Below are 24,190 nucleotides of genomic sequence, written 5' to 3' on the forward strand. Positions count from 1 at the left end.
TTGCTGTAATTTAGGGCCATGATGATGCAAGTTTCCGATTTTCACTTTGATCTTCCCGATGAGCTGATTGCTCGTTACCCACAACCTGAGCGTACGGCGAGTCGCCTACTGCAGTTGGACGGCAATACCGGCGAGCTGACGCATAAAGGCTTCAAGGATGTACTTGATTTAGTTATGCCTGGCGATTTGTTGGTATTTAACAATACTCGCGTGATCCCTGCCCGTTTGTTTGGTCGCAAGGCGTCTGGTGGCAAGATTGAGGTACTGGTCGAGCGTATGCTTGACGACAAGTCGATTCTGGCACACGTACGTGCGTCAAAAGCACCGAAGCCGGGCAATGAGTTGTTACTTGGCGAAAATGACGATTACAAGGCAGAGATGGTCGCCCGCCACGACGCACTGTTTGAAATCCGCTTTGATAGCGAAAAGACAGTGTTGGAAATTCTCGAAGAAGTGGGCCATATGCCACTGCCTCCGTACATTGACCGTCCGGATGAAGATGCAGACAAAGAGCGTTACCAGACCGTGTATAACGCCAAACCGGGTGCGGTTGCGGCACCGACAGCCGGTCTGCACTTTGACGATGAGCTGCTAGCGGCGATCAAGGCCAAAGGTGCAAGCTTTGCATTCGTTACCTTGCATGTTGGTGCAGGTACTTTCCAGCCGGTGCGGGTGGACAATATTCTTGATCACCACATGCATGCCGAGTACGTTGAAGTACCGGCTGATGTTGTTGCTGCTGTTAATGAGACCAAGGCCAATGGCGGCCGGGTGATTGCGGTAGGTACGACTTCTGTACGCTCGCTCGAGAGTGCCGCTCAGGATGCTGTGAAAAATGGCACTGAGCTGAAGCCGTTTTTCGGTGATACCGAGATCTTTATCTACCCGGGGTATGAGTTCCAGCTGATTGATGTGCTGATCACTAACTTCCACCTGCCTGAGTCAACGTTGATCATGTTGGTCAGTGCGTTTGCCGGCTATGAGCATACGATGAATGCTTATCAGCAAGCTGTTGAAAATAAATATCGATTCTTTAGTTACGGCGATTCGATGTTTGTTACTCGGCAGGTTAAATAATCAGCAATTAATTACATCTAAGTCAGTGTGACTTCAGGCTGCATTTGGTAAAATGCAGCCTTTGTCTTTTTTATTGGCTGAGAAAGTGTTTTTCGGCTGATAGCGAATTCCTCCGCTTGTCGATACGGCAAGGTGGAGAATAGGCAGCGGGCCCTTGCCATTGCTGCTTTAATGTAAGACTGGGTGGCGAATGGCTGCCTTGTCGGTCCTCTTGAACATTGTGTTCGGGAGGGGTATGTCAGATTGTTTCTCTGGCTGTTGGAGGCTGTGTGAAATTTGAATTAGATAAAACCCAAGGCAATGCCCGTCGAGGCCGCTTGGTGTTTGAACGTGGTACGGTAGAAACCCCGGCATTCATGCCAGTAGGTACTTACGGTACGGTAAAAGGTATGACACCGGAGGAAGTGAAAGACACCGGTGCGCAAATCTTGTTGGGTAACACCTTCCACCTGTGGCTACGCCCAGGTCAAGAAGTGATGAAGCTACACGGTGACCTGCATGATTTCATGAATTGGCAGGGCCCAATCCTGACGGATTCAGGCGGTTTCCAGGTATTCAGCCTAGGTGCTATGCGTAAGATCACTGAAGAAGGTGTGCATTTCCGCAACCCGGTAAACGGCGACAAGATCTTCATGGATGCAGAGAAATCAATGCAAATCCAATACGATCTTGGCTCTGATATTGTGATGATTTTTGATGAATGTACGCCTTATCCTGCGACGCATGATGAAGCGAAAACATCGATGGAAATGTCACTGCGCTGGGCACAACGTAGCCGCAACGAGTTTGACCGCCAAGAAAATCCAAATGCACTGTTTGGTATTGTTCAAGGTGGTGTATACGAAGACTTGCGCGACGTGTCTGTGGAAGGCCTGACTAAGATCGGTTTCGACGGCTACGCGGTTGGCGGCTTGGCCGTTGGCGAGCCGAAAGAAGACATGCACCGTATTTTGGAGCATACCTGTCCTCAGTTGCCACAAGACAAGCCTCGCTACCTGATGGGTGTGGGCAAGCCGGAAGACTTGGTTGAGGGTGTACGTCGCGGTATCGATATGTTCGACTGCGTAATGCCTACTCGAAATGCCCGAAATGGCCACCTGTTTGTGACCGGCGGTGTGATCAAGATCCGTAATGCGAAACATAAAACAGATACAACCCCTCTCGATCCGCACTGTGACTGTTACACTTGTCGCAACTACTCGAAGGCGTATCTGTACCACCTAGATAAGTGTAACGAAATTCTGGGTGCGCGCCTAAATACAATCCACAACTTGCGTTACTACCAGCGTTTGATGGCAAGTATCCGCAAGGCGATTGAAGAAGATCGTTTCGATGCATTTGTAGAAGAGTTCTATGCGCGTCGTAACCGTGAAGTTCCACCACTAAACGACAACAACTAAACGAGGACGTTAGTAAATGAGTCTGATTTCTCAAGCACACGCAGCAGCAGAAGGTGCACCACAGGGCGGCAGCATGCAGCTGTTCATCATGCTGGGCCTATTTGCCGTTATTTTCTACTTCATGATTTACCGTCCACAGGCGAAACGCGTTAAAGAGCACAAGAACCTTATGTCTTCTATGGGCAAGGGCGATGAAGTGCTTACTAACGGTGGCCTAGTTGGCAAAATCACCAAGGTGTCAGAAGAGAACGACTACATTGTAATCGCGCTTAACGACAACAATGAAGTAACCATCAAGAAAGATTTCGTGACTGCCGTACTACCGAAAGGCACGATGAAGTCTCTGTAACAAATTTGCTTTGAAGGATCACAGCAGTGTTAAACCGTTATCCCTTGTGGAAGAACTTGATGGTAGTGTTCGCACTGATCGTCGGTTTGCTTTACGCACTTCCCAATGTATACGGTGAGGATCCGGCAATTCAAGTCTCCGGGGCGCGTGGCGCCTCGGTAGACATGGCTGCCCTGGATGCCGTCACCGAAGATTTGAAACAAAACAATCTCCCATATAAGTCTGTCGCATTCGAAAACGGTACTGTCTTGGTCCGATTCAACGACACTGACACTCAAATCAGTGCTCGCGATATCCTCAATGACAAACTGGGCGATGATTACGTCGTTGCCTTGAACCTCGCACCATCAACGCCAGCTTGGCTAGAGTCTATTGGCGCTACGCCAATGAAACTGGGCCTAGACCTGCGCGGCGGCGTGCACTTCCTGATGGAAGTCGACATGGATGCTGCGATGGAGAAATTGCTTGGTCAGCAGGAGGAGACTTTCCGTACCGAGTTGCGTGAAGCCAAAATCCGTTACCGCGCGATCAGCAAGACCAAGGACGCGGTGGAAGTTCGCCTGCGTAATGCGGAACAGCTGGAACAAGCCTCACAGGCATTGGCGAAACTGCATCCCGATATGGTCTTTACCGACAGCGACAAGAATGGTCGTTTTGTCTTGAGTGCGACGTTTACGGAAGCCCGCCTACAGGAAATCCGTAACTACGCTGTTGAGCAAAACATTACTATCTTGCGTAACCGAGTGAACGAGCTGGGTGTTGCCGAGCCATTGGTTCAGCGCCAAGGTGCCAACCGTATCGTGGTTGAGCTACCGGGTGTTCAGGACACAGCGCGTGCCAAGGAAATCCTTGGTGCAACCGCAACGCTTGAGTTCCGCGAAGTTGACAGCTCGGCTGATCTAGCTGCAGCTGCATCAGGCCGCGTACCTGCTGGTAGTGAAGTGAAGTACACCCGTGACGACCGTCCGGTGGTGCTGAAGAAACGCGTGATCCTATCAGGTTCACACATCACAGATGCAAGCTCAAGTGCCGATGAATATGGCCGTCCTCAGGTTAACATCTCGCTAGATAGCGAAGGTGGCAGCAAGATGACTGCTTTCTCGCGCAACAATGTCGGCAAGCTGATGGCAACTGTCTTTACCGAATACAAAGACAGTGGCAAGCGCGATCCTGACGGCAAAGTCATGCTTGAGAAGCACGAAGAAGTTATCAACCAAGCAACCATCCAGACTGCACTGGGCCGCAATTTCCGCATCACGGGAATCGACTCGCAGGCAGAAGCCCATAACCTGGCCCTGCTATTGCGTGCCGGTGCCTTGATTGCACCCATTTCCATTGTCGAAGAGCGTACCATTGGTCCATCAATGGGTCAGCAGAACATCGACATGGGCATCCAGGCGTGTATCTGGGGCATGATTGCCGTTATGTTGTTCACCGTCTTCTACTACCGTCGCTTTGGCTTGTTTGCCAATGTGGCGCTGATGATGAACCTTGTGCTGATTATCGGCATCATGTCGATGATTCCAGGGGCTACTATGACCTTGCCGGGTATTGCCGGTATCGTTCTGACAGTCGGTATGGCGGTTGACGCCAACGTTTTGATTTTCGAACGTATCCGTGAAGAACTACGCGATGGACGCAGTCCGCAGCATGCGATTCAGCAAGGCTATGCCAACGCATTCAGCACCATTGCCGATGCCAACATCACAACGTTGATCACCGCGATCATTTTGTTTGCTGTGGGTACGGGTGCGATTAAAGGTTTTGCCGTGACTCTGTCTATCGGTATTTTGACTTCCATGTTTACGGCTATTATCGGTACCCGTGCACTGGTTAACTTGGTTTACGGCGGCAAGCGCGTCGATAAACTGTCGATCTAAGGAGACGCTGACATGTTTGAATTGATGAAGGCGGATAAAGTGATCGACTTTATGCGCTGGTCGAAGTTCGCTTTCGTGTTCTCGGCGATTATGATTGTTGCCTCGCTAGGCACTGTGGCTACCCAGAAGCTGAATTGGGGACTTGATTTTACTGGCGGTACCTTGATTGAGGTGAGCTTCGAGCAACCGGTAGAACTGCCTAAGATCCGTCAATCACTGGAAACTGCGGGTTTTGGTGATGCCATCGTGCAGAACTTCGGTACCGCCCGTGATGTGATGGTTCGTCTGCAGCCACGTGAAGATGCCAAAGGTGAAAAACTGGGTAACCAGATCATCGAGGCACTGAAGAGCGGGACTGGCCAGAACGTAGAGATGCGCCGTATCGAGTTCGTTGGCCCGAATGTGGGTGACGAGCTGGCAGAAGCGGGCGGTTTGGCCATTTTGGCGGCCCTGCTTTGTATCTTGCTGTATATCTCAATGCGTTTTGAATGGCGTCTGGCAGCCGGTGCGGTATTGGCACTGGCTCACGATATCATCATTACCATTGGTATCTTCTCGTTCACCCAGATCGAAATTGACCTGACGATTGTCGCGGCATTGCTGACGGTTGTCGGTTACTCGCTCAACGATACCATCGTTGTCTTTGACCGTATCCGTGAAAACTTCCGTAAGATGCGCAAGGAAACGGCTATCGAGGTGATGAACAGCTCGATTACCCAGACCTTGAGCCGTACCTTGATCACTTCGGCAACGACCTTGTTCGTGGTTATTGCCCTGTTCGTGAAAGGCGGTAGCATGATCCACGGCTTTGCTGCTGCATTGCTGATCGGTATCACTGTGGGTACGTATTCATCTATCTATGTTGCATCGGCGTTGGCGCTTAAACTGGGTATCACCCGTGAGCACCTGATGCCACCACAGGTAGACAAAGAAGGTGAGGAGTTCGACGCGATGCCATAAGGTATGGCTAGAACGACGAGATCAAAAACGGAGCTTCGGCTCCGTTTTTTTATGTTTGTTGCCGCGAGGCTCAGCGCGATCACTGCCGCCATTCGCTGGCTGGGCGTTGCTTGCCTCCGTTCATTTTGTTGCCTTTTTCAATCAAGCCCGTCAGTTTTTTGTTGTTGCTCAGATCAAGCGCGGTCAGCTCGTTGTCCATCACGTTCAGCTTTTTGAGTTCGCTGGCTGTACTTAGATCGAGCGCGGTGAGCTCGTTGGTGGGAACGGCAAGGTGGGAAAGGCGTTTTGCCTTGCCAAGCCGAATGCTTTCCAGCTCGTTGTTGCCTGCCAGTACATCTTCAAGCTTGTGGTTGGCTCGAAGATCCAAGGTTTCCAGCTCGTTGTCGGTGACGATCAGGCTGCGCAGTTGTTCATTCTCGCTCAGATCCAGCTCCTCAATTTCATTGTCCGCCAGATTAATGCTGCGGAGCTCAGGGTTGTGGGTCAGATCGATGGTCGTGAGATGGTTATCTTTGAGGGAAAGCTCGCGTAAGTTTTCAAAGTACTTCAACTCGGCAACAGACTTGATATTGCTGTTATCGCACTCCAGCTCCGTGATGTCTTCGGAATACTGCTCGTCGGCCTCTAGGACGCAGTTGCGGAAGTTGTTGTCGGCAAATGGGATGGCAGCAACGGTCTCGTAATGCTTGTCGCAGCCACTGAGGAGCGTGGCGCAGAGAAGAGTGATTGCTGATAATGGGAGGATACGAGGGGAAATGGTAGGCATGGCCGTCACCTAAGTTAGATAAACAAGCTGGCATTCTACATAACAATAGGAGACTCAATCTATTCGTTTCGTATTGTTTTAAAAGGTATTGTTTGGGTTTTCTGAATATGCGGGATGAGTATTTGGGTGACGGGTGAAATGGCGAGGATAAAAAAACGCCCCGGTACAGTGTACCGGGGCGTTTTAGTAATTAGGCAATCGTAATGATTACTTAGTTAGAGCATCGCTACCGTGTTCACGGATTTTGCTCAGTAGTGGCTTAACTACGCGAGCGTTACCAGCAACGATGTTGCCAGAAGTCAGGTAGTTAGTGTTACCGGTAAAGTCAGTACAGATAGCACCAGCTTCACGCGCGATTAGTTCACCAGCTGCGATTTCCCAAGGCTTAAGGCCTAGCTTGAATACGCCGTCAACGCGGCCAGCGGCTAGGTAGCAAAGGTCCAGAGCAGAACAGCCAGACTGACGCATGTCGTCACAATCAACGAACAGGGCGTTCTGGATTTTCATGTAGCTTTCAGCGTGCTGTTTTGCAGCAAACGGCAATGCAGTAGCAAGTGTTGTACCAGTTAGGTCACGTGGCTGAGAAGCACGGATACGCTGGCTGTTCAACTGAGCGCCTGAACCGCGAGTAGCAGTGAAAAGCTCGTTACGGGAAGGGTCGTAAACAGCTGCAACTTCAGTACGGCCGCGCATGCGCAGTGCAACAGAAATTGCGTAGTGAGGATAACCACGAACGAAGTTCTTGGTGCCATCCACTGGGTCGATGATCCACTGACATTCTTTGTCACGGCCTTCGATTGTGCCGCTTTCAGCTGCGATAATGCAATGCTCCGGGTAAGATTTCCGGATTGTTTCGATGATGATAGCTTCCGCTTCATGATCGATGTTGGTAACAACATCATTACCTTTGTTAGCTACTTCGATAGCTTGTGTTTTTTCTAGTGATTTAATGACATGGTCACCTGCCTTTCGTGCAGCACGAATGGCGATGTTTAGCATCGGATGCATAGGATCTTCCCAACGGATGTTAAAGAACTAAAAAGCGGCGGCGAGTATATCAGAGCTAGACGAAAAGGGAAGTGGTTATTTTTTGCCCTGGCGATGATCTTACATGATCCGATGCGTTTTTCGTCAGTCGGGCAGGGGTTTGCGTTATTGGTATAATGTTTTTACATGTTTTCACCTATTTTAAAATCTCTGTGCTAAAATCCTCGGTTCTATTGAAGAGTCGAAGTTACACCTCCTATGTTAGATAAAGTCAGTGTGGTTTTGGTGGGGACATCCCATCCCGGCAATATTGGGTCTGCAGCTCGTGCGATGAAAGTCATGGGGCTGACCAATCTGGTTCTGGTTGATCCTCAGTGTGATATCGATGAGACGACCTATGCACTGGCTGCGGGGGCTGCGGACGTTGTCGAGAATGCCAGAATTGTGGCGACGCTGGACGATGCGATTGCCGATTGCGGTTTGGTGATTGGTTCTAGCGCCCGTTCCCGAACATTGGAGTGGCCGCAACTAAATCCGCGAGAGTGTGGCCGCCGCTCGATGGCTGAAGCGCCTAGTCACCCTGTTGCTATCCTATTCGGTCGTGAACGTACCGGTTTGACGAACGAGGAATTGCAGCGCTGCCACTGTCACGTCTATATCCCGGCCAATCCCGAGTACAGCTCGCTTAACCTAGCGATGGCAGTTCAGACCATCGGTTACGAAATTCGCATGGCACACCTCGAGAATCAAGCCTTAGAAGGTGATGCCGAGCAGGATGATGCTGACTATCCCCGGATGAAAGAGCTGGAAATGTTTTACCAGCATCTTGAAAATGTCGCGACTCAAACCAACTTTATCAATAAAGATAAGCCAAGCATGGTGATGACCAAGTTGCGCCGGCTTTTTTCCCGCGCACGCCCTGAAGCTCAGGAGCTGAATATCTTGCGCGGCATCCTCACTGCCGTAGAAAAAACACTCAAAGGGCAGGATAAATAGTCACACTATCTGAAAGGTTAAAAGCCTGACTAAAATGGTCAGGTAAATACTTGACCGTATTAGTCGGGTATGCGACACTGCTTCCATAAATTGACGTGGGTAGCGGTGTGTTATGAGATTGACATCAAAAGGAAGATACGCAGTCACAGCCATGCTGGATGTGGCATTGCATTCTCAGGATGGTCCAGTCCCTTTGGCTGACATTTCCGAGCGCCAGGGGATTTCACTGTCCTACCTGGAACAATTATTTTCTCGCCTACGCAAGGCCGGCCTAGTGGCCAGTGTGCGTGGGCCAGGTGGTGGTTACCGCCTTGGCGAAGATGCCAATAACATTGCTGTAGGCATGGTAATTGCGGCTGTTGATGAATCGGTTGATGCCACCAAGTGCCACGGGAAAGGGGATTGTCAGGGTGGCGTACGTTGCCTAACCCATACCCTGTGGCGTGATCTGAGCTCCCGTATCAGCGGCTTTTTGAACAACATCACTCTCGGTGAGTTGATGCAAGACAATGACGTACAAACGATTTCTGATCGCCAAGATCAGATCCTTAGTAAATCGTCATTTGGACATAAAAACACACACGACAGCACCACGATCGGTGTCGATGTTCGCTCCTAGAGACTAGACGTCCGTGTTTTCGGAGATGAAGATGAAACTGCCAATTTATTTTGATTATTCAGCTACTTGCCCGGTGGACCCTCGCGTTGCAGAGAAAATGATGCAATGCATGACGATGGATGGAAATTTCGGTAACCCGGCTTCTCGTTCACACCGTTACGGTTGGCAGGCAGAAGAAGCAGTCGACACTGCGCGTGAGCAAATTGCCGAACTGCTAAACGCAGACCCGCGCGAAATCGTATTTACGTCCGGCGCAACAGAGTCAGACAACTTGGCGATCAAAGGCGCAGCCCACTTCTACGGTAAGAAGGGCAAGCACGTGATTACCTGCAAGACCGAGCACAAAGCTGTGCTGGACCCTTGCCGCCAGTTGGAGCGTGAAGGTTTCGAGGTGACTTACCTTGAGCCAGAATCCAACGGTCTGATTGACCTTGCCAAGTTAAGCGATGCAATCCGTGAGGATACCGTGCTGGTATCTATCATGCATGTAAACAACGAAATTGGCGTGATTCAGGATCTTGCTGCTATTGGCGAAATGTGCCGCGACAAGAAAGTGATCTTCCACGTCGATGCTGCCCAGTCGGCAGGTAAGCTGCCAATCGATGTTCAGACGATGAAAGTCGATCTGATTTCACTGTCAGCGCACAAAATTTACGGCCCTAAGGGTATCGGTGCCCTGTATGTTCGCCGTAAGCCGCGTATCCGTCTTGAAGCGCAGATGCACGGTGGCGGCCATGAGCGTGGTTTCCGCTCTGGTACCCTGGCGACTCATCAGATCGTCGGTATGGGCGAAGCATTCCGCATTGCCAAAGAAGAGATGGACAAAGACTACCAGCACGCGCTGGCTCTGCGTAACCGCCTGCTTTCCGGTCTGGAAGGTATTGAAGCGATGACCATCAATGGTGATATGGAACAGCGCCTGCCAAATAACCTGAACATCAGCTTTGCCTTCGTTGAAGGTGAGTCGCTGCTGATGGCACTGAAAGATCTTGCTGTCTCTTCAGGTTCGGCTTGTACTTCTGCGAGCCTTGAGCCGTCTTACGTACTGCGCGCGCTTGGTTTGAATGATGAACTGGCGCATAGCTCAATTCGTTTCTCTTTCGGTCGCTTCACGACGGAAGAAGAAGTAGACTACGCAGTTTCACAAATCCGCGGTGCGGTAGAGAAACTACGTGACATGTCTCCGCTGTGGGATATGTACAAAGAAGGTATTGACCTCAACACGGTCGAGTGGGCACACCACTAAATCTTGCGGTCATCACGTATTCGAGGAAACTGTCATGGCATATAGTGAAAAAGTTATCGATCATTATGAGAACCCGCGTAACGTGGGCTCATTTGACAACAATGACAAAAACGTCGGCAGCGGCATGGTGGGTGCACCGGCTTGTGGTGACGTAATGAAGCTTCAGATCAAAGTATCTGAGGAAGGCATCATTGAAGATGCCAAGTTTAAGACTTACGGTTGTGGTTCTGCGATTGCTTCAAGCTCTCTGATCACTGAGTGGGTAAAGGGCAAGACCCTTGACGAAGCCGCTTCGATCAAAAACTCGGCGATTGCCGAAGAACTTGAGCTACCGCCTGTAAAAGTTCACTGTTCAATCCTTGCTGAGGATGCCATTAAAGCGGCAGTGAGCGATTACAAAAAGAAACACGAACAAAATTAATGTTTGAAGGGTTGTTGTATGGCCATCACAATTACTGAAGCGGCGGCAAGTCGTGTCGCTACTTTCCTAGAAAACCGCGGAAAAGGCATTGGCCTCCGGCTTGGTGTCCGTACCTCCGGCTGTTCTGGTATGGCCTATGTGCTGGAATTTGTCGATCACCTCGATGAGGGTGATCAGGTATTCGAAGAGAAGGGCGTCAAAATCATTGTTGATGCCAAGAGCTTGGTTTACCTCGAAGGTACTGAATTGGATTTCGCCAAAGAAGGCCTGAATGAAGGCTTCAAGTTCAACAACCCGAACGTGTCTAGCGAATGCGGTTGTGGTGAAAGCTTCAACGTGTAATCGCTAATCTGACCGAACCTGATCGCGGCCTCTTATTGGGCAGTTATCAGGTTCTGTCTTTTTCTAGATACTGATGCGATATGAATCATTTCGAACTCTTCGGGCTACCTTTTCAGTTTCAACTGGACGGTAGCCTTCTTTCAACGCAATTCCGGGAATTGCAGCGTCGTTTCCATCCCGATAATTTTGCCGTTGCTTCTGAGCGAGACCGCCTGTTGGCCGTCCAGAAAGCGGCACAGATTAACGATGCCTTCCAAACTCTGAAAAATCCGGTATCTCGTGCAGAGTACATGCTGTCAGTCAATGGTCACGAAATTCGCGGTGAGCAAAAAACGCTCCAAGATCCGGCCTTTTTGATGCAGCAGATGGAGCTACGCGAAGCGTTGGAAGAGATCCCCCAAGCCAGCGACCCTGAGTCGGCCCTGTTTGATTTTGAACAGGAAGCATCGGCGTTGTATAAGACGCAACTGGCACAACTCGAACAATTACTCGATGATGAAAGCTGGGACTCGGCGGCAGATGCCGTGCGCAAGCTAAAATTTATTGTTAAGCTGCGTGAAGAAGTAGAGCGTTTGGAAGAGCGCCTGCTTGACTGAATTTGTCCGTACCCGGTACTAAACACCACAGGAACCAACATGGCACTGTTACAGATTGCTGAACCTGGTCAGAGCGCAGCCCCGCATGAGCACAAGCTTGCGGTGGGTATTGACCTTGGGACTACAAACTCTCTCGTAGCTGCAGTTCGCAGCGGCGTTCCGGAAACCCTCAAAGATGCGCAGGATCGTGCGATTTTGCCATCAGCAGTTCACTACCAGGCTAGCGGCGTGGTTGTCGGCCATCAGGCGCGTGAAGCTGCTCAGCAGGATCCGGCCAACAGCATCATCTCGGTAAAGCGGATGATGGGGCGTTCTCTGGCTGATATTCAGCAGCGTTACCCGCAATTGCCTTACCGCTTTAGCGCGTCAGACAACGGTCTGCCGCTGTTGGAGACAGTAACAGGTGCTGTTAATCCGGTACAGGTCTCAGCTGAGATTTTGAAATCGCTCAAGGCACGTGCCGAAGACAGCTTGGGCGGTGATCTTCAAGGTGTGGTCATTACCGTACCGGCTTACTTTGACGATGCGCAACGTGCTGGCACCAAAGACGCTGCCAAGCTGGCGGATCTGAATGTGCTGCGTTTGCTCAACGAACCGACAGCGGCCGCTATCGCCTATGGCTTGGATTCGGGTCAAGAGGGCGTGATTGCGGTGTTCGACTTGGGTGGCGGTACTTTTGATATCTCCATTCTTCGCTTGTCCAAGGGCGTGTTTGAGGTACTGGCAACCGGCGGCGACTCTGCACTGGGTGGTGATGATTTTGACCACCTGCTGGCGCAGTGGTTGGCGGAGCAGGCGGGCATGGCCGATTCGGCGCTGAGCGCTTCGCAATTGCGTATTTTGCAAGACGCGGCTCAGTCAGCTAAGGAAGCCCTGTCGGCGAGTGATGAAGTTAATGTAGACGTACTTGGCTGGCAGGGAACCGTGACCCGTGATCAGTTTGACGCTTTGATCCAGCCATTGGTGAAGAAGACCCTGATGGCCTGTCGCCGTGCGTTGAAAGATGCTGACGTGACCACCGACGAGGTGCTTGAGACCGTGATGGTCGGCGGCTCGACCCGTGTGCCGTTAGTTCGCTCTATGGTGGGCGAATACTTTGGCAAGCCGGCATTGACCTCGATCGACCCTGATCAGGTTGTGGCAATCGGTGCGGCTATCCAGGCGGATATTCTGGTTGGCAACAAGCCGGATGCCGATATGCTGCTGCTGGATGTGATCCCACTGTCGCTGGGTATTGAAACCATGGGTGGTATGATCGAGAAGATCATCCCGCGTAATACGACGATTCCTGTCGCGAGAGCACAGGAGTTCACAACGTTCAAGGATGGCCAGACCGCAATGTCTGTCCATGTTGTGCAGGGCGAGCGTGAGATGGTGGACGACTGCCGCTCTTTGGCCCGCTTTACCCTGCGCGGTATCCCGGCGATGGCCGCGGGTGCTGCACATATTCGAGTAACCTATCAGGTTGATGCCGATGGTCTGCTGTCGGTCACTGCGATGGAAAAGAGCAGCGGCGTACAGTCATCAATTCAGGTTAAGCCGTCTTACGGGTTGAGTGATGATGAAATTGCGACCATGCTTCGCGATTCGATGACCCATGCGCAGCAGGACAAGGACGCACGTGCCTTGGCCGAGCAGCAGGTGGAAGCTGACCGGGTACTGGAAGGCTTGATTACAGCGCTGGCTCAGGATGGGGAAACCTTGCTGAGCACAGAAGAGCGCGAAGAGCTGGAAGCTGTGATGATGGAATTGGTTCAGCTGCGTCAGGGCAACGACCCGCACGCCATTGAAGCTGGAATTAAAAAGACAGATAAAGCTAGCCAGGAATTTGCGTCACGCCGGATGGATCAGTCAATCCGTCGTGCACTGGCCGGCCATTCGATTGATGAGGTTTAGGCATGCCTAAAATTGTTGTACTACCCCATGAAGATCTTTGCCCTGAAGGGGCGGTGCTGGAAGCGCAAGAAGGTGAAACCATTCTAGACGTGGCACTGCGCAATGGTATTGGCATTGAGCACGCGTGCGAGAAATCGTGTGCGTGTACCACCTGTCACTGCATTGTACGTGAAGGTTTTGACTCGCTTGACGAGAGTGACGAGCTGGAAGATGACATGCTGGACAAGGCGTGGGGCCTTGAGCCTGAATCTCGCCTAAGCTGCCAGGCCAAAGTGGCCGACGAAGATTTGGTGGTGGAAATTCCGAAGTACACCCTGAATCTGGCCTCGGAAAACCACTAAAATGATGATGCCACTTGCCGTGATTCGGCAGGTGGCATTTTTTTATTCCTCTAGCCTTTGCATGGCCTGCTCTAGCACGAGAGGCTTGAGGAATAACAGTCCATCGCCTTTATCTCAACTCGGAGGAATATGTTATGAGTTTGAAGTGGATTGATTCGCGTGAGCTTGCCATCGAGCTGGCAGAGCGTCATCCGGAGGTTGATCCGGTTACGGTGCGTTTTACGGATTTGCGCGACTGGATTTTGGCGATTGACGGGTTTGATGATGATCCCGAGCACTGTAGCGAGCGGGTGCTCGAAGCGGTGCAGATGTGCTGGATCGAAGAAGCCGATTAGTCCCATTCATTCATTTATTAGTGAGCCAGCCAGATTCATCGCGTGTTCGTCACGCCTTGCTGGCTGCTTGTTAGCCTCCTTTGACCTCCTGCGTCTCAATGCTCTGGCTCCTAGCAGCAAGATCCTGATCTTGATCTGACTCCTGTTGTAAACAGCTTGTTTATTTCATGCCCTCAAGGCAAGGTTGAAAAACTACTGGGAATAGCCATTTTTGGTGAATTTTTCCTCTGTGTTTTCTGTGAAATCTGGACGAGTTATCTGATTTTATTCGCAAAACCACGATACCCCCTTGTAATGCATTGATGTGCCCCCATTGAAACTGTTATCGGGGTAACATGATTGTCATCGAACTGTTATTCGAATACGTTAGGAAAAGGTATCGCACTGACTCGTTATCCACCTCTTTATGTTATCGGTCATGTTGGACCATAACAGACCAATCAAGGAGTAATTCATGTCTGCCAAAATGAACGTTCTTTTATCTAGGGAAGCGGCCGCCGAGCAATGGGGGAAAAATGCGCAGATCAGCTTTGCTGCCGATGGCGCAATCGTGCACCTGACCGATGGGAATGTATTGGCTGCCGTGCAGCGCGCGGGACGCAAGCTCGATGGCCAGGGGATCAAGCAGGTTCATTTGGCTGGTGATGGCTGGGATCTGGAGACGATCTGGGCATTTGTCCAAGGCCACCGCAATGCCAAGCCAGGCAACGAGGTGAGCTGGGGTGAGTTGGAGAGTGCCGACGAAGCTGAACTGCAGGCGCGTTTGATGGCGACTGGCTGGGTATGCGAGATCATCAACCAGCCGGCAGAGCTTGTGCGTCCGTCCCAGTTGGCGGCCCGTGCCGGCGAGCTGATCAAGGCATTGGCTCCAGAGCATGTGACTTACAAAATCATCAAGGGTAACGATCTGCTTGATGAAGGCTGGAACGGTATTCATACCGTTGGTCGAGGCTCTGAGCGCTCTCCGGCGATGCTGCGCCTTGATTACAACCCGACCGGTAACCCAGATGCGCCAGTGCATACTTGCCTTGTCGGCAAGGGGATCACGTTTGATTCCGGTGGTTACAGTATTAAGCCATCAGCCGGTATGACGGCAATGAAAACCGATATGGGCGGCGCGGCGCTGGTAACCGGTGCATTGGCACTGGCCATTGCCCGTGGTACCAACAAGCGAATCAAGTTGGTTCTGTGTTGTGCCGAGAATATGGTTTCTGGCCGAGCCTACAAATTGGGTGATGTGATCACCTACAAGAACGGCAAGACAGTCGAGATCCTCAATACCGATGCTGAAGGGCGCTTGGTATTGGCCGATGGCCTGATTTATGCCAGCAGCCAGAACCCGGCGTTGATTATTGACTGCGCCACCCTGACCGGTGCGGCGAAGAATGCGTTGGGCAATGATTACCATGCGCTGTTTAGCTTTGACCATGCACTGGCCCAGAAAGCATTGATGGCCGCTAGCGATGAGAACGAAGGGTTGTGGCCGTTGCCGTTGGCTGAAATGCACCGTGGCATGATGCCGTCGAGTTTTGCCGACCTGTCGAATATTTCGATGGGCGACTTTACCCCGGGAGCCAGCACGGCTGCGGCATTCCTGTCGTACTTTGTCGAAGATTACCAGCATGGTTGGATGCACGTTGATGCCAGCGGTACTTACCGCAAGTCGGCATCGGATATGTGGGGTGTCGGTGCGACGGGCATGGGGGTGCGAACCTTGGCCAACATCCTGTGTGATGACGAAGAATAACAAACAATACTCACTGCCTCGATTTTCGGGGCAGTGTTCAAAAGGAAGGAACCATGCTTAACATTTCACTTTCGTCGCAGCCGCACTCCGGCGTGTGGGGCGACAAAGCCTTGGTATCATATTCTGGTGACGGCGCCGTGATCCATTATGGCGGCGATTACCCGTTGCGCCGGATCCAGCAGGCGGCCCGCCAGCTTCAGGGGCAGGGCGTTACCGCTGCCAATCTTGAGGGCAAGGGATGGAGCTATGAGCGCCAATGGGCATTCTACTGCGGCTTTGCAACCACGAAAACAACGGTGCAGCTAAGCTGGGCCTCAATCGATGAGGACGAGCTGGAACTGCTCAATGCTCGCCGCCGCAGTGCTGATTGGGTGCGGCGGGTGGTCAATGCCGGCCCGCAGGAGATGTACCCGGAGAAATTATCCGAGGAGGCGGTGGCCTTTCTCAAGGGAATTGCTGGCGATGCCGTTAGCGCCCAGCGTATTGTGGGTGACGAGTTGCTGGAGCAGGGCTGGATCGGAACGCACAGTGTCGGTCGGGGCAGTGTCCGCCCACCGGTGATGCTGACCGTTGACTACAACCCAACCGGCGATCCTGACGCCCCGGTGGCGGCATGCTTGGTCGGCAAGGGGATCACGTTTGATTCCGGTGGTTACAGCATCAAAGCCAGTGCTGGGATGGTGACCATGAAGTGCGATATGGGAGGCGCGGCGACAGTCACGGCGGGCTTGGGGTATGCGATCGAGCAGGGGCTGCGCCAGCGGGTTAAGCTCATTCTGTGCTGCGCCGAGAATTTGATTGCCGGAAATGCCTACAAGTTGGGGGATATCCTGACTTACAAGAACGGCCAGACGGTAGAAATCGTCAACACCGATGCCGAGGGCCGTTTGGTGCTGGCGGATGGCCTGATTGCCGCGAGCGAGATGAAAGCGCCATTAGTGATTGATGCCGCGACCCTGACCGGGGCGGCGATGGTTGCGGTTGGGGCTGATTACAATGCCCTGTTCAGCCTTGACAGGGAGTTGCTGTCTAAGGCCCAGCAGCTGTCTGACTTGGTCAATGAGCCCGCCTGGCCGCTGCCGTTGGAAAAATGGCACCAGGGGCATTGCCCGTCCCATTATGCCGATACGGCAAACAGTGCTGTGCAGAAAGGGGGCGGTTTCGGCGGGGCATCGAATGCGGCGGCATTCCTCTCTCGTTTCGTCGATACGGATAACTGCCGTTGGCTGCATATGGACTTGGCCGCCTGCTTTCATGACAGCGGCAACGCCCGTTGGTCTGCCGGGGCGACGGGGTTGGGTGTAGCCAACATTGCTGCATTGCTGTTACAGTAGTTCTGAAGCTGTTAACGTGTATTAGCGCTATTTGCCTGAGGGGCGTTGTCGCCGGCTAGGTGGCAGCAAAAACAAACTGATTCAAAAGGATTATAATAATGACAATTCAAAAAACGTTCTCAATCGTCAAGCCAGATGCCGTCAAGCGTAACCTGATTGGTGCTATCTACCAGCGTATCGAACAGGCTGGCCTGAAAGTGGTTGCCGCCAAGATGATCCATATGGATGCCGACAAGGCCAAGGGTTTCTATGCTGAGCATGAAGGCAAGCCGTTTTTCGATGATTTGGTAGCCTTCATGACCTCCGGCCCGGTTATGGTGCAGGTGCTAGAAGGTGAAAATGCCGTTGCCCGCTACCGTGAGCTGATGGGCAAGACTAATCCTGAAGAGGCGGCCTGCGGGACGTTGCGTGCCGACTACGCATTGAGTTTGCGCCACAACTCAGTGCATGGTGCCGACAGCCCAGAATCAGCCGCTCGTGAAATCGCCTATTTCTTTGCTGATGACGAAATCCACACTCGTGGCTAACGCATAAATACAATCTTGTTACTAAGGGGGAGCGATGGCTCCCTTTTTTATTGGGTTACGGCCAGCGGAAGCAGAGTGGCTCTGGGGCGGAGGTGTTGGTAACTGGTGGAAACTCGCAGGCAAAGCCTGTACAATTTCGCGCCTTAAACCAAACTGAACATAAAATAGGGCGAAAGCCGGTTTGGTGATATCTCAGATATACAAAGGTCCTGTCGTATTCGGCGCCGGAGATGGCCCAATACCTAAGGTACAGACAACGTCACGCATAGAAAGAGGCAACAACCGATGACCACTGTTAAAACTAATCTACTGGATTTCGATCGCAAGGGGCTGCGCCAGTATTTCGCTGATGAACTGGGCGAGAAAGCGTTCCGAGCCGATCAGGTCATGAAGTGGATTTATCATTTCGGTTGCGATGACTTCAATCAGATGACCAACATCAACAAGAAGCTGCGTGAAAAGCTGAAACTGGTTGCCGAAATCCGCGCCCCGTATGTCTCAGAGGCCCAGCACTCTTCAGACGGTACCATCAAATGGGCAATGCGCGTTGGTGATCAGGATGTTGAAACGGTTTATATCCCAGATGAAGATCGTGCGACGCTGTGCGTATCCTCTCAGGTTGGTTGTGCGCTGGAGTGTAAGTTCTGCTCTACCGCGCAGCAGGGTTTCAACCGCAACCTTCGTGTATCCGAGATCATTGGCCAGGTGTGGCGTGCAGCCAAAGAGATCGGTGTCGAGAAAGAGACTGGTCGTCGCCCGATCACTAACGTGGTGATGATGGGTATGGGCGAACCGCTGCTGAACATGAAGAACCTGATCCCGGCGTTGGAGATCATGCTTGATGATTTGGGCTTTGGTCTATCCAAGCGTCGCGTGACCGTGTCGACGTCAGGGGTTGTTTCTGGTCTTGATCAGATGACGGGCAATATCGACGTGGCACTGGCGATCTCGCTGCATGCACCGACCGATGAGCTGCGCTCTGAAATTATGCCGATCAACAACCGTTGGAACATCGAAGAGTTCTTGGCATCAGTACGTCGCTATATCGCGTCGTCGAACGCCAACCGCGGCCGTGTAACAGTGGAATACGTATTGCTTGACCATGTCAACGATGACATGGAGCATGCTCGCCAGCTTGCAGAGGTGCTTAAAGATACCCCAGCCAAGGTGAACTTGATCCCGTTCAACCCGTACCCGGGTTCTCCGTACAACAAGCCGAGCAATTCTCGCATCGACCGTTTCATGAAGACGCTGATGGAGTACGACTTTACGGTGACAGTGCGCAAGACCCGCGGCGATGATATCGATGCAGCTTGCGGACAATTGGTTGGTGATGTGATTGACCGCACGAAACGTACCCAAGCAAAGCTTCAAAACGGTGAACAAATCCCGGTAAAATCAGTCTAATAGAAAATGTAGCTGGTATCTGTGATGTAATCGGGTACCAGCGATGTCTTGCTCACGGTGGGCAGGATACTTAGACGATGGATTGGAATGCGGGGATAGCATGGTACGGTGGACGGTGTACCCATTATTGTGTAGTTTATTAATCGGCTGTGTAACAGTGGATGAAAGCGGCACAGAGCAAAGGGAAGTGGATGAAATTCAAGCAGCTGAAGCAAGGATTACGCTTGGGCTGACCTATATGAAAAATGGCCAATGGCAGCGCGCTCGTGACAATTTGGAGCTTGCCTTGGAATATGCGCCAAAATATTACCGCGCTCAGAATGCTATGGCCTATTATTATCAACGGGTTGATGAACCCGAGCAGGCTGAGGCCATGTACCGCCAAGCGTTGCGCGATTCGCCGAAAAATGGCGATGTGAAGAATAACTTTGGGGTATTCCTCTGTTCTCAGGGGCGTTATGACGAAGCTATTAGTGCTTTTGAAGGCGCGATAAAGCAACCTTACTATTACCTGACATCAGCCAGCTACGAAAATGCTGGACTATGTAGCCTCAAGGCCGGAAATAATCCTGAGGCGAGAGAATATTTTACCAAGGCGCTGTCTTACGATCCTTACCGAGCGAAATCAATGTTGGAGCTGTCATTGCTTGACATTGAAGAGGGTAACCTTAACGAGGCAAGGGTGAGGCTGTTTAAATTTAATAAGAGATATGGGTACAAGGCCGACAGTTTGTGGCTGTTGGTGCAGCTGGAACATAAAGCTGACCGAGAAAGCTTGGTATCTAAATATGCAGGCATTCTCGAGCAGGAGTACCCTGACTCACTGCAATATCAAAAATATCTAGCTAATGAATACTGAACAGAACGAAGAACGCACAACAGAAGATATTATGCTTCCTGGAGACATGCTGCGTCAGGCTCGTGAAGCACAGGGCTATTCGCAGAAAGATGTTGCCAGTCGGCTCAGGCTACGCCTGTCAGTCGTCAATGATATCGAACAAAATAATTTCGAGCAGGCTCAGCTTGCCACCTTTACACGCGGTTACGTCCGCTCCTATGCCAGATTCGTCGGGATTGATGAGGCTGAGATCCTAGCTCGCCTTGATCAGCTTGGTCAGGCTCAGCCGCAAGAGCAGGAAATGCAAAGCTTTTCTCGTCGCACCAAGCGCGAGGCCCATGATAACCGCATTATGCGTTTGACTTGGGTGCTGGCAGCACTGTTTATCGGTCTGACCGGGGTATGGTGGTGGCAGAGTCTGCATATGTCGCCGGAGGCCGAGTTGCCAGCGACACTGACGACTCAGCAGCCGCTTGACGAGTCCCTTGCCAACTCTGGTACAAATCAAGCTGCGGTGGTGACAGTATCGCCTGATGCCAATCCCGTCGAAGAAGCCAGTGTCGTGACCACGGTTGACAGCCCGCTCGAGGCGAAGGTTATGCCGGCGGGTGATCTGAATAGCGAGCCGAAAGCTGAGTTTGCTGACAGCTTTACCGATCCGGAGCCCGCCGAGCCAGCGATAGTCGACAGTGCAGATAGTTTGGCTGCCGAGCAAGTGACCGAGGTTGTACCGGAAGCCCCAGTTGTTGTTGCTACCGGGCTAGAACTGACTTTCAGTGGTGATTGCTGGATTGATATTCGCGATGCCAAGGGGCGCCGCCTTGATTCAGGGATCAAAAAAGCCGGTGAGGTACTAAAGCTCGACGGGGACGCGCCGTTTAAAATTGTGCTTGGCGCCCCTGGCGTAGTGAGCATGAGCTATAAAGGCGAGCCAGTTGATTTGAGCCGGTATCCTGCCGGTAAAGTGGCACGCCTGAAGCTGCCGCAGTAATACAGAGTGAATGTAATGCATAACGAGTCTCCAATTAAACGTCGCCAGTCCACACGTATTTATGTGGGTAACGTACCTGTCGGCGATGGTGCACCTATTGCGGTGCAGTCGATGACCAATACCCGTACCACGGATGTGGATGCAACGGTGGCCCAGATTAAGGCACTGGAAAAAGTCGGTGCGGATATTGTCCGTGTTTCGGTGCCGACGATGGACGCCGCTGAGGCTTTCCGCCTAATCAAGCAGCAGGTCAATGTACCGCTGGTGGCAGACATTCATTTTGATTACCGCATCGCCCTCAAGGTCGCAGAATATGGCGTCGACTGTCTGCGGATCAACCCTGGCAATATCGGCCGTGAGGATCGTATCCGCGCGGTGGTAGATTGTGCCCGGGACAAAAATATCCCGATCCGTATCGGCGTCAACGGCGGTTCGCTGGAAAAAGATATCCAGCAGAAATATGGCGAGCCAACCCCTGAAGCCCTGGTTGAGTCGGCGATGCGCCATGTTGATATTCTTGACCGCCTGAACTTCGACCAGTTCAAAGTCAGCGTAAAAGCATCAGATGTATTCTTGGCGGTGGAGTCATACCGTCAGTTAGCCCGCCAGATTGTTCAGCCGCTTCACCTTGGTATTACCGAAGCTGGCGGTGCCCGAGCAGGTGCGGTGAAATCGGCTGTTGGTCTGGGCATGCTGCTCTCTGAAGGTATCGGTGATACGCTGCGTATTTCTCTGGCCGCTGATCCGGTCGAGGAGATCAAAGTGGGCTTTGATATCCTGAAGTCTTTGCGTATCCGCTCTCGCGGGATTAACTTTATTGCCTGCCCGACCTGTTCGCGTCAGGAATTTGATGTGATCGGCACGGTCAACGAGCTCGAGCAGCGCCTTGAGGATATTACGATCCCGATGGATGTTTCCGTGATCGGTTGTGTGGTGAACGGCCCGGGCGAAGCAGAGGCCTCGCATCTCGGTATTGCCGGCGGCAACCGTAAGAGCGCATTCTACGAAGACGGCGTGCGTCAGAAAGAACGCTTTGACAACGAGAATGTCATTGACCAGCTAGAAGCTAAGATCCGCGCAAAGGCATCAATGCTCGATAGTAAAAATCGTATTGATGTAGCAGAAAAATAACGAAATTCCGTTGAACCGCTGTTGTCTTTGACGACAGCGGTTCACAGTTTGCGTTATAACCTATATATTCAACTCCATTCCCCATCGGTTAACGAGAATAAACGTGGCGAAACAAATTCAAGCAATTCGAGGCATGAACGATTGCCTTCCAACACAATCCCCACTTTGGCAGAAAGTGGAATCGACCATCAAACACGTTGTGAGCGCATACGGTTACAGTGAAGTACGTATGCCAATCGTTGAATCGACGCATCTGTTTAGTCGAGCGATCGGTGAAGTGACGGATGTTGTTGAAAAGGAAATGTACACCTTCGACGACCGTAATGGCGACAGCCTGACCCTGCGCCCTGAAGGTACTGCGGGCTGTGTGCGCGCCGGTATTCAGAACGGCCTTCTGTACAATCAGGAACAACGTCTGTGGTACACCGGCCCAATGTTCCGCCACGAGCGCCCTCAGAAAGGTCGCTACCGCCAGTTCCACCAGTTCGGTGTTGAGGTATTCGGCCTGAACGGCCCTGACGTTGATGCTGAGTTGATCATGATGACGGCTCGCATGTGGCGTGAGTTGGGTATTCACCAGCATGTTCGCCTAGAACTGAACTCAATTGGTTCGCTAGAAGCGCGTGCTGATTACCGTCAGGCATTGGTTGCATTCCTTGAGCAGCATATCGATATTCTGGACGAAGACTGCAAGCGTCGCATGCACACCAACCCGCTGCGCGTGCTGGATACCAAGAATGCGGCTATTCAGGAAGTACTGGTTGACGCGCCTAAGCTGTCTGAGTACCTAGACGAAGAGTCAAAACAACATTTTGACGGTTTGTGTGAACTATTGGATGCCGCTGGTATCGAATATCAGGTAAACGAGCGTCTGGTACGCGGTTTGGATTACTACAACCGTACCGTGTTCGAGTGGATCACGGAAAGCCTTGGCTCTCAGGGTACTGTTTGTGGCGGTGGCCGCTACGATGGTCTGGTTGAGCAGCTTGGCGGCAAGGCAACGCCTGCAGTTGGTTTCGCGATGGGCCTAGAGCGCTTGGTACTAATGATGGAAACCCTTGAGCTGAACGATGTTCGCCGTGCGGTGGATGTCTACATGGTAACGGCGGGTGAAGGCACCATGATGGCGGGCATGAAGCTGGCTGAAAAGCTACGCGAAGAGGTACCGGGTCTACGTGTGATGAGTCACTTCGGTGGCGGTAACTTCAAGAAACAGTTCAAGCGTGCCGATAATGTCGGTGCGGCAGTTGCATTGGTGCTGGGCGAAAATGAAATCGCCGAGAATACCGTGGTAGTTAAAGATCTTCGCGGCGGTGAGCAAACCACTATGTCGCAGGACGACGTGGCAGCTAAGCTGGCCGAATTGATTTAAGAGAGGACAGGAAGTGGACGGCAATATCACAGAAGAACAACAAGTTGAACAGATTAAGGCTTGGTGGAAAGAAAACGGTAAAGCCGTTGTTCTTGGCGCTGTGATTGGTCTGGGTGGTCTGACTGGCTGGCGTTATTACCAAGCCGAAGTCCAGTCAGCCAAGGAGCAGGCATCAGATGCATATACACAAGTGGTCAGTGCACTTGAAAGTGGCAGCGACAATGCTGTAGCTGACATGAAAGCATATATTTCCGCTCACCAGAGCAGCCAATACTCGGTGCTGGCTGCGCTTCAACTGGCTAAAGTTCAGGTGGAGAAAGGTGAGTTGGACGCCGCCGCCGAACAGCTGAGCTGGGCGATTGCCAATACTCAGGATGCGGCGATTCTACCTATTGCCCAGACCCGTCTGGCCCGTATTTTTGCGGCCCAGCAGGATTACGACAAGGCACTGGCTGAGCTTGACAAGGTGACGGCAGAAAGCTGGAAAGGTAAGGTGGCAGAGCTTAAAGGTGACATCTTGCTTCAGAAAGGTGATGCGATTGCTGCCCGTGAAGCCTATGTCCAAGCCCAGCAGCTAGGCGGTTCGCCAGCACTGCAAATCAAGTTGGATGATTTGGCTCAGTAAGGTAGGG

At 51.9% G+C, this 24,190-nt stretch carries 25 protein-coding genes; 23 read left to right on the top strand and 2 right to left on the bottom strand.

Annotated elements, in window-relative coordinates:
- Positions 1 to 24: 24 nt before the first annotated feature.
- From queA to secF, 5 genes are all read left to right on the top strand, one after another.
- Positions 25 to 1,077 carry a tRNA preQ1(34) S-adenosylmethionine ribosyltransferase-isomerase QueA gene (gene queA / locus ACSF8X_RS05695; RefSeq protein WP_047878919.1) on the top strand — a complete coding sequence of 351 codons (1,053 nt, stop codon included), beginning with the start codon at positions 25 to 27 and terminating at the stop codon, positions 1,075 to 1,077.
- A 269-nt stretch (positions 1,078 to 1,346) separates the two neighbouring features.
- A complete protein-coding gene (gene tgt / locus ACSF8X_RS05700) occupies positions 1,347 to 2,477 on the top strand; it encodes a tRNA guanosine(34) transglycosylase Tgt (RefSeq protein ID WP_047878867.1) in 1,131 nt (376 codons plus the stop codon).
- 16 nt (positions 2,478 to 2,493) lie between these two features.
- Positions 2,494 to 2,826, top strand: a complete 333-nt coding sequence (yajC, locus tag ACSF8X_RS05705; RefSeq protein ID WP_047878866.1) for a preprotein translocase subunit YajC — start codon at positions 2,494 to 2,496, stop codon at positions 2,824 to 2,826.
- Between the two features lie 26 nt (positions 2,827 to 2,852).
- Positions 2,853 to 4,706, top strand: a complete 1,854-nt coding sequence (secD, locus tag ACSF8X_RS05710) for a protein translocase subunit SecD (protein WP_500850893.1) — start codon at positions 2,853 to 2,855, stop codon at positions 4,704 to 4,706.
- Positions 4,707 to 4,718: 12 nt separating this feature from the next.
- Positions 4,719 to 5,666: a protein translocase subunit SecF gene (secF, locus tag ACSF8X_RS05715; protein WP_047878864.1), complete on the top strand. Its 948-nt coding sequence runs from the start codon at positions 4,719 to 4,721 to the stop codon at positions 5,664 to 5,666.
- Between the two features lie 79 nt (positions 5,667 to 5,745).
- Here secF and ACSF8X_RS05720 read toward each other — a convergent pair whose 3' ends face one another.
- Together ACSF8X_RS05720 and suhB are read right to left on the bottom strand one after the other, a co-directional pair.
- Entirely contained in the window at positions 5,746 to 6,432 is a 687-nt protein-coding gene (locus ACSF8X_RS05720; protein WP_500850894.1) for a leucine-rich repeat domain-containing protein, read from the bottom strand.
- 207 nt (positions 6,433 to 6,639) lie between these two features.
- Positions 6,640 to 7,440 carry an inositol-1-monophosphatase gene (suhB, locus tag ACSF8X_RS05725; RefSeq protein WP_047878862.1) on the bottom strand — a complete coding sequence of 267 codons (801 nt, stop codon included), beginning with the start codon at positions 7,438 to 7,440 and terminating at the stop codon, positions 6,640 to 6,642.
- Positions 7,441 to 7,677: 237 nt separating this feature from the next.
- On the opposite strand from suhB, the gene trmJ reads away from it, so the two are divergent.
- From trmJ to ACSF8X_RS05815, 18 genes are all read left to right on the top strand, one after another.
- Positions 7,678 to 8,415: a tRNA (cytosine(32)/uridine(32)-2'-O)-methyltransferase TrmJ gene (trmJ, locus tag ACSF8X_RS05730; protein ID WP_047878861.1), complete on the top strand. Its 738-nt coding sequence runs from the start codon at positions 7,678 to 7,680 to the stop codon at positions 8,413 to 8,415.
- A 112-nt stretch (positions 8,416 to 8,527) separates the two neighbouring features.
- On the top strand, positions 8,528 to 9,034 hold the full coding sequence (iscR, locus tag ACSF8X_RS05735) for a Fe-S cluster assembly transcriptional regulator IscR (protein ID WP_047878860.1): 507 nt from the start codon (positions 8,528 to 8,530) through the stop codon (positions 9,032 to 9,034).
- Between the two features lie 31 nt (positions 9,035 to 9,065).
- On the top strand, positions 9,066 to 10,280 hold the full coding sequence (locus ACSF8X_RS05740; protein ID WP_047878859.1) for an IscS subfamily cysteine desulfurase: 1,215 nt from the start codon (positions 9,066 to 9,068) through the stop codon (positions 10,278 to 10,280).
- Positions 10,281 to 10,314: 34 nt separating this feature from the next.
- Positions 10,315 to 10,701 (top strand): Fe-S cluster assembly scaffold IscU, encoded by a 387-nt coding sequence (iscU, locus tag ACSF8X_RS05745; RefSeq protein WP_047878858.1) that lies wholly within the window; start codon positions 10,315 to 10,317, stop codon positions 10,699 to 10,701.
- An 18-nt stretch (positions 10,702 to 10,719) separates the two neighbouring features.
- Positions 10,720 to 11,043, top strand: a complete 324-nt coding sequence (iscA, locus tag ACSF8X_RS05750; protein WP_047878857.1) for an iron-sulfur cluster assembly protein IscA — start codon at positions 10,720 to 10,722, stop codon at positions 11,041 to 11,043.
- Positions 11,044 to 11,123: 80 nt separating this feature from the next.
- Complete coding sequence (gene hscB, locus ACSF8X_RS05755; RefSeq protein WP_047878856.1) at positions 11,124 to 11,639, top strand: co-chaperone HscB; 516 nt, start codon at positions 11,124 to 11,126, stop codon at positions 11,637 to 11,639.
- A gap of 39 nt (positions 11,640 to 11,678) precedes the next feature.
- Positions 11,679 to 13,535 (top strand): Fe-S protein assembly chaperone HscA, encoded by a 1,857-nt coding sequence (gene hscA / locus ACSF8X_RS05760; protein ID WP_047878855.1) that lies wholly within the window; start codon positions 11,679 to 11,681, stop codon positions 13,533 to 13,535.
- Positions 13,536 to 13,537: 2 nt separating this feature from the next.
- The gene (gene fdx, locus ACSF8X_RS05765) at positions 13,538 to 13,876 is read left to right on the top strand and encodes an ISC system 2Fe-2S type ferredoxin (protein WP_047878854.1); all 339 of its coding nucleotides are present in this window, start codon (positions 13,538 to 13,540) and stop codon (positions 13,874 to 13,876) included.
- A gap of 134 nt (positions 13,877 to 14,010) precedes the next feature.
- A complete protein-coding gene (iscX, locus tag ACSF8X_RS05770; protein ID WP_047878853.1) occupies positions 14,011 to 14,211 on the top strand; it encodes a Fe-S cluster assembly protein IscX in 201 nt (66 codons plus the stop codon).
- Between the two features lie 454 nt (positions 14,212 to 14,665).
- Positions 14,666 to 15,958: an aminopeptidase PepB gene (gene pepB / locus ACSF8X_RS05775; RefSeq protein ID WP_047878852.1), complete on the top strand. Its 1,293-nt coding sequence runs from the start codon at positions 14,666 to 14,668 to the stop codon at positions 15,956 to 15,958.
- A gap of 53 nt (positions 15,959 to 16,011) precedes the next feature.
- Positions 16,012 to 17,292, top strand: coding sequence for an aminopeptidase PepB (pepB, locus tag ACSF8X_RS05780; protein ID WP_500850895.1), 1,281 nt, complete (start codon positions 16,012 to 16,014; stop codon positions 17,290 to 17,292).
- A gap of 98 nt (positions 17,293 to 17,390) precedes the next feature.
- A complete protein-coding gene (ndk, locus tag ACSF8X_RS05785; RefSeq protein WP_047878850.1) occupies positions 17,391 to 17,819 on the top strand; it encodes a nucleoside-diphosphate kinase in 429 nt (142 codons plus the stop codon).
- A gap of 285 nt (positions 17,820 to 18,104) precedes the next feature.
- On the top strand, positions 18,105 to 19,226 hold the full coding sequence (rlmN, locus tag ACSF8X_RS05790) for a dual-specificity RNA methyltransferase RlmN (RefSeq protein ID WP_500850896.1): 1,122 nt from the start codon (positions 18,105 to 18,107) through the stop codon (positions 19,224 to 19,226).
- A 100-nt stretch (positions 19,227 to 19,326) separates the two neighbouring features.
- The gene (gene pilW / locus ACSF8X_RS05795) at positions 19,327 to 20,085 is read left to right on the top strand and encodes a type IV pilus biogenesis/stability protein PilW (protein WP_047878848.1); all 759 of its coding nucleotides are present in this window, start codon (positions 19,327 to 19,329) and stop codon (positions 20,083 to 20,085) included.
- On the top strand, positions 20,075 to 21,055 hold the full coding sequence (rodZ, locus tag ACSF8X_RS05800; RefSeq protein WP_047878847.1) for a cytoskeleton protein RodZ: 981 nt from the start codon (positions 20,075 to 20,077) through the stop codon (positions 21,053 to 21,055). Before pilW ends, rodZ begins: the two co-directional genes overlap by 11 nt.
- Before the next feature lie 15 nt (positions 21,056 to 21,070).
- Complete coding sequence (gene ispG / locus ACSF8X_RS05805) at positions 21,071 to 22,186, top strand: flavodoxin-dependent (E)-4-hydroxy-3-methylbut-2-enyl-diphosphate synthase (RefSeq protein ID WP_047878846.1); 1,116 nt, start codon at positions 21,071 to 21,073, stop codon at positions 22,184 to 22,186.
- Between the two features lie 103 nt (positions 22,187 to 22,289).
- Positions 22,290 to 23,558, top strand: coding sequence for a histidine--tRNA ligase (gene hisS / locus ACSF8X_RS05810; protein ID WP_047878845.1), 1,269 nt, complete (start codon positions 22,290 to 22,292; stop codon positions 23,556 to 23,558).
- A gap of 13 nt (positions 23,559 to 23,571) precedes the next feature.
- Complete coding sequence (locus ACSF8X_RS05815) at positions 23,572 to 24,183, top strand: YfgM family protein (protein WP_500850897.1); 612 nt, start codon at positions 23,572 to 23,574, stop codon at positions 24,181 to 24,183.
- Positions 24,184 to 24,190: the final 7 nt, after the last annotated feature.

This window comes from Photobacterium panuliri (assembly GCF_059920555.1).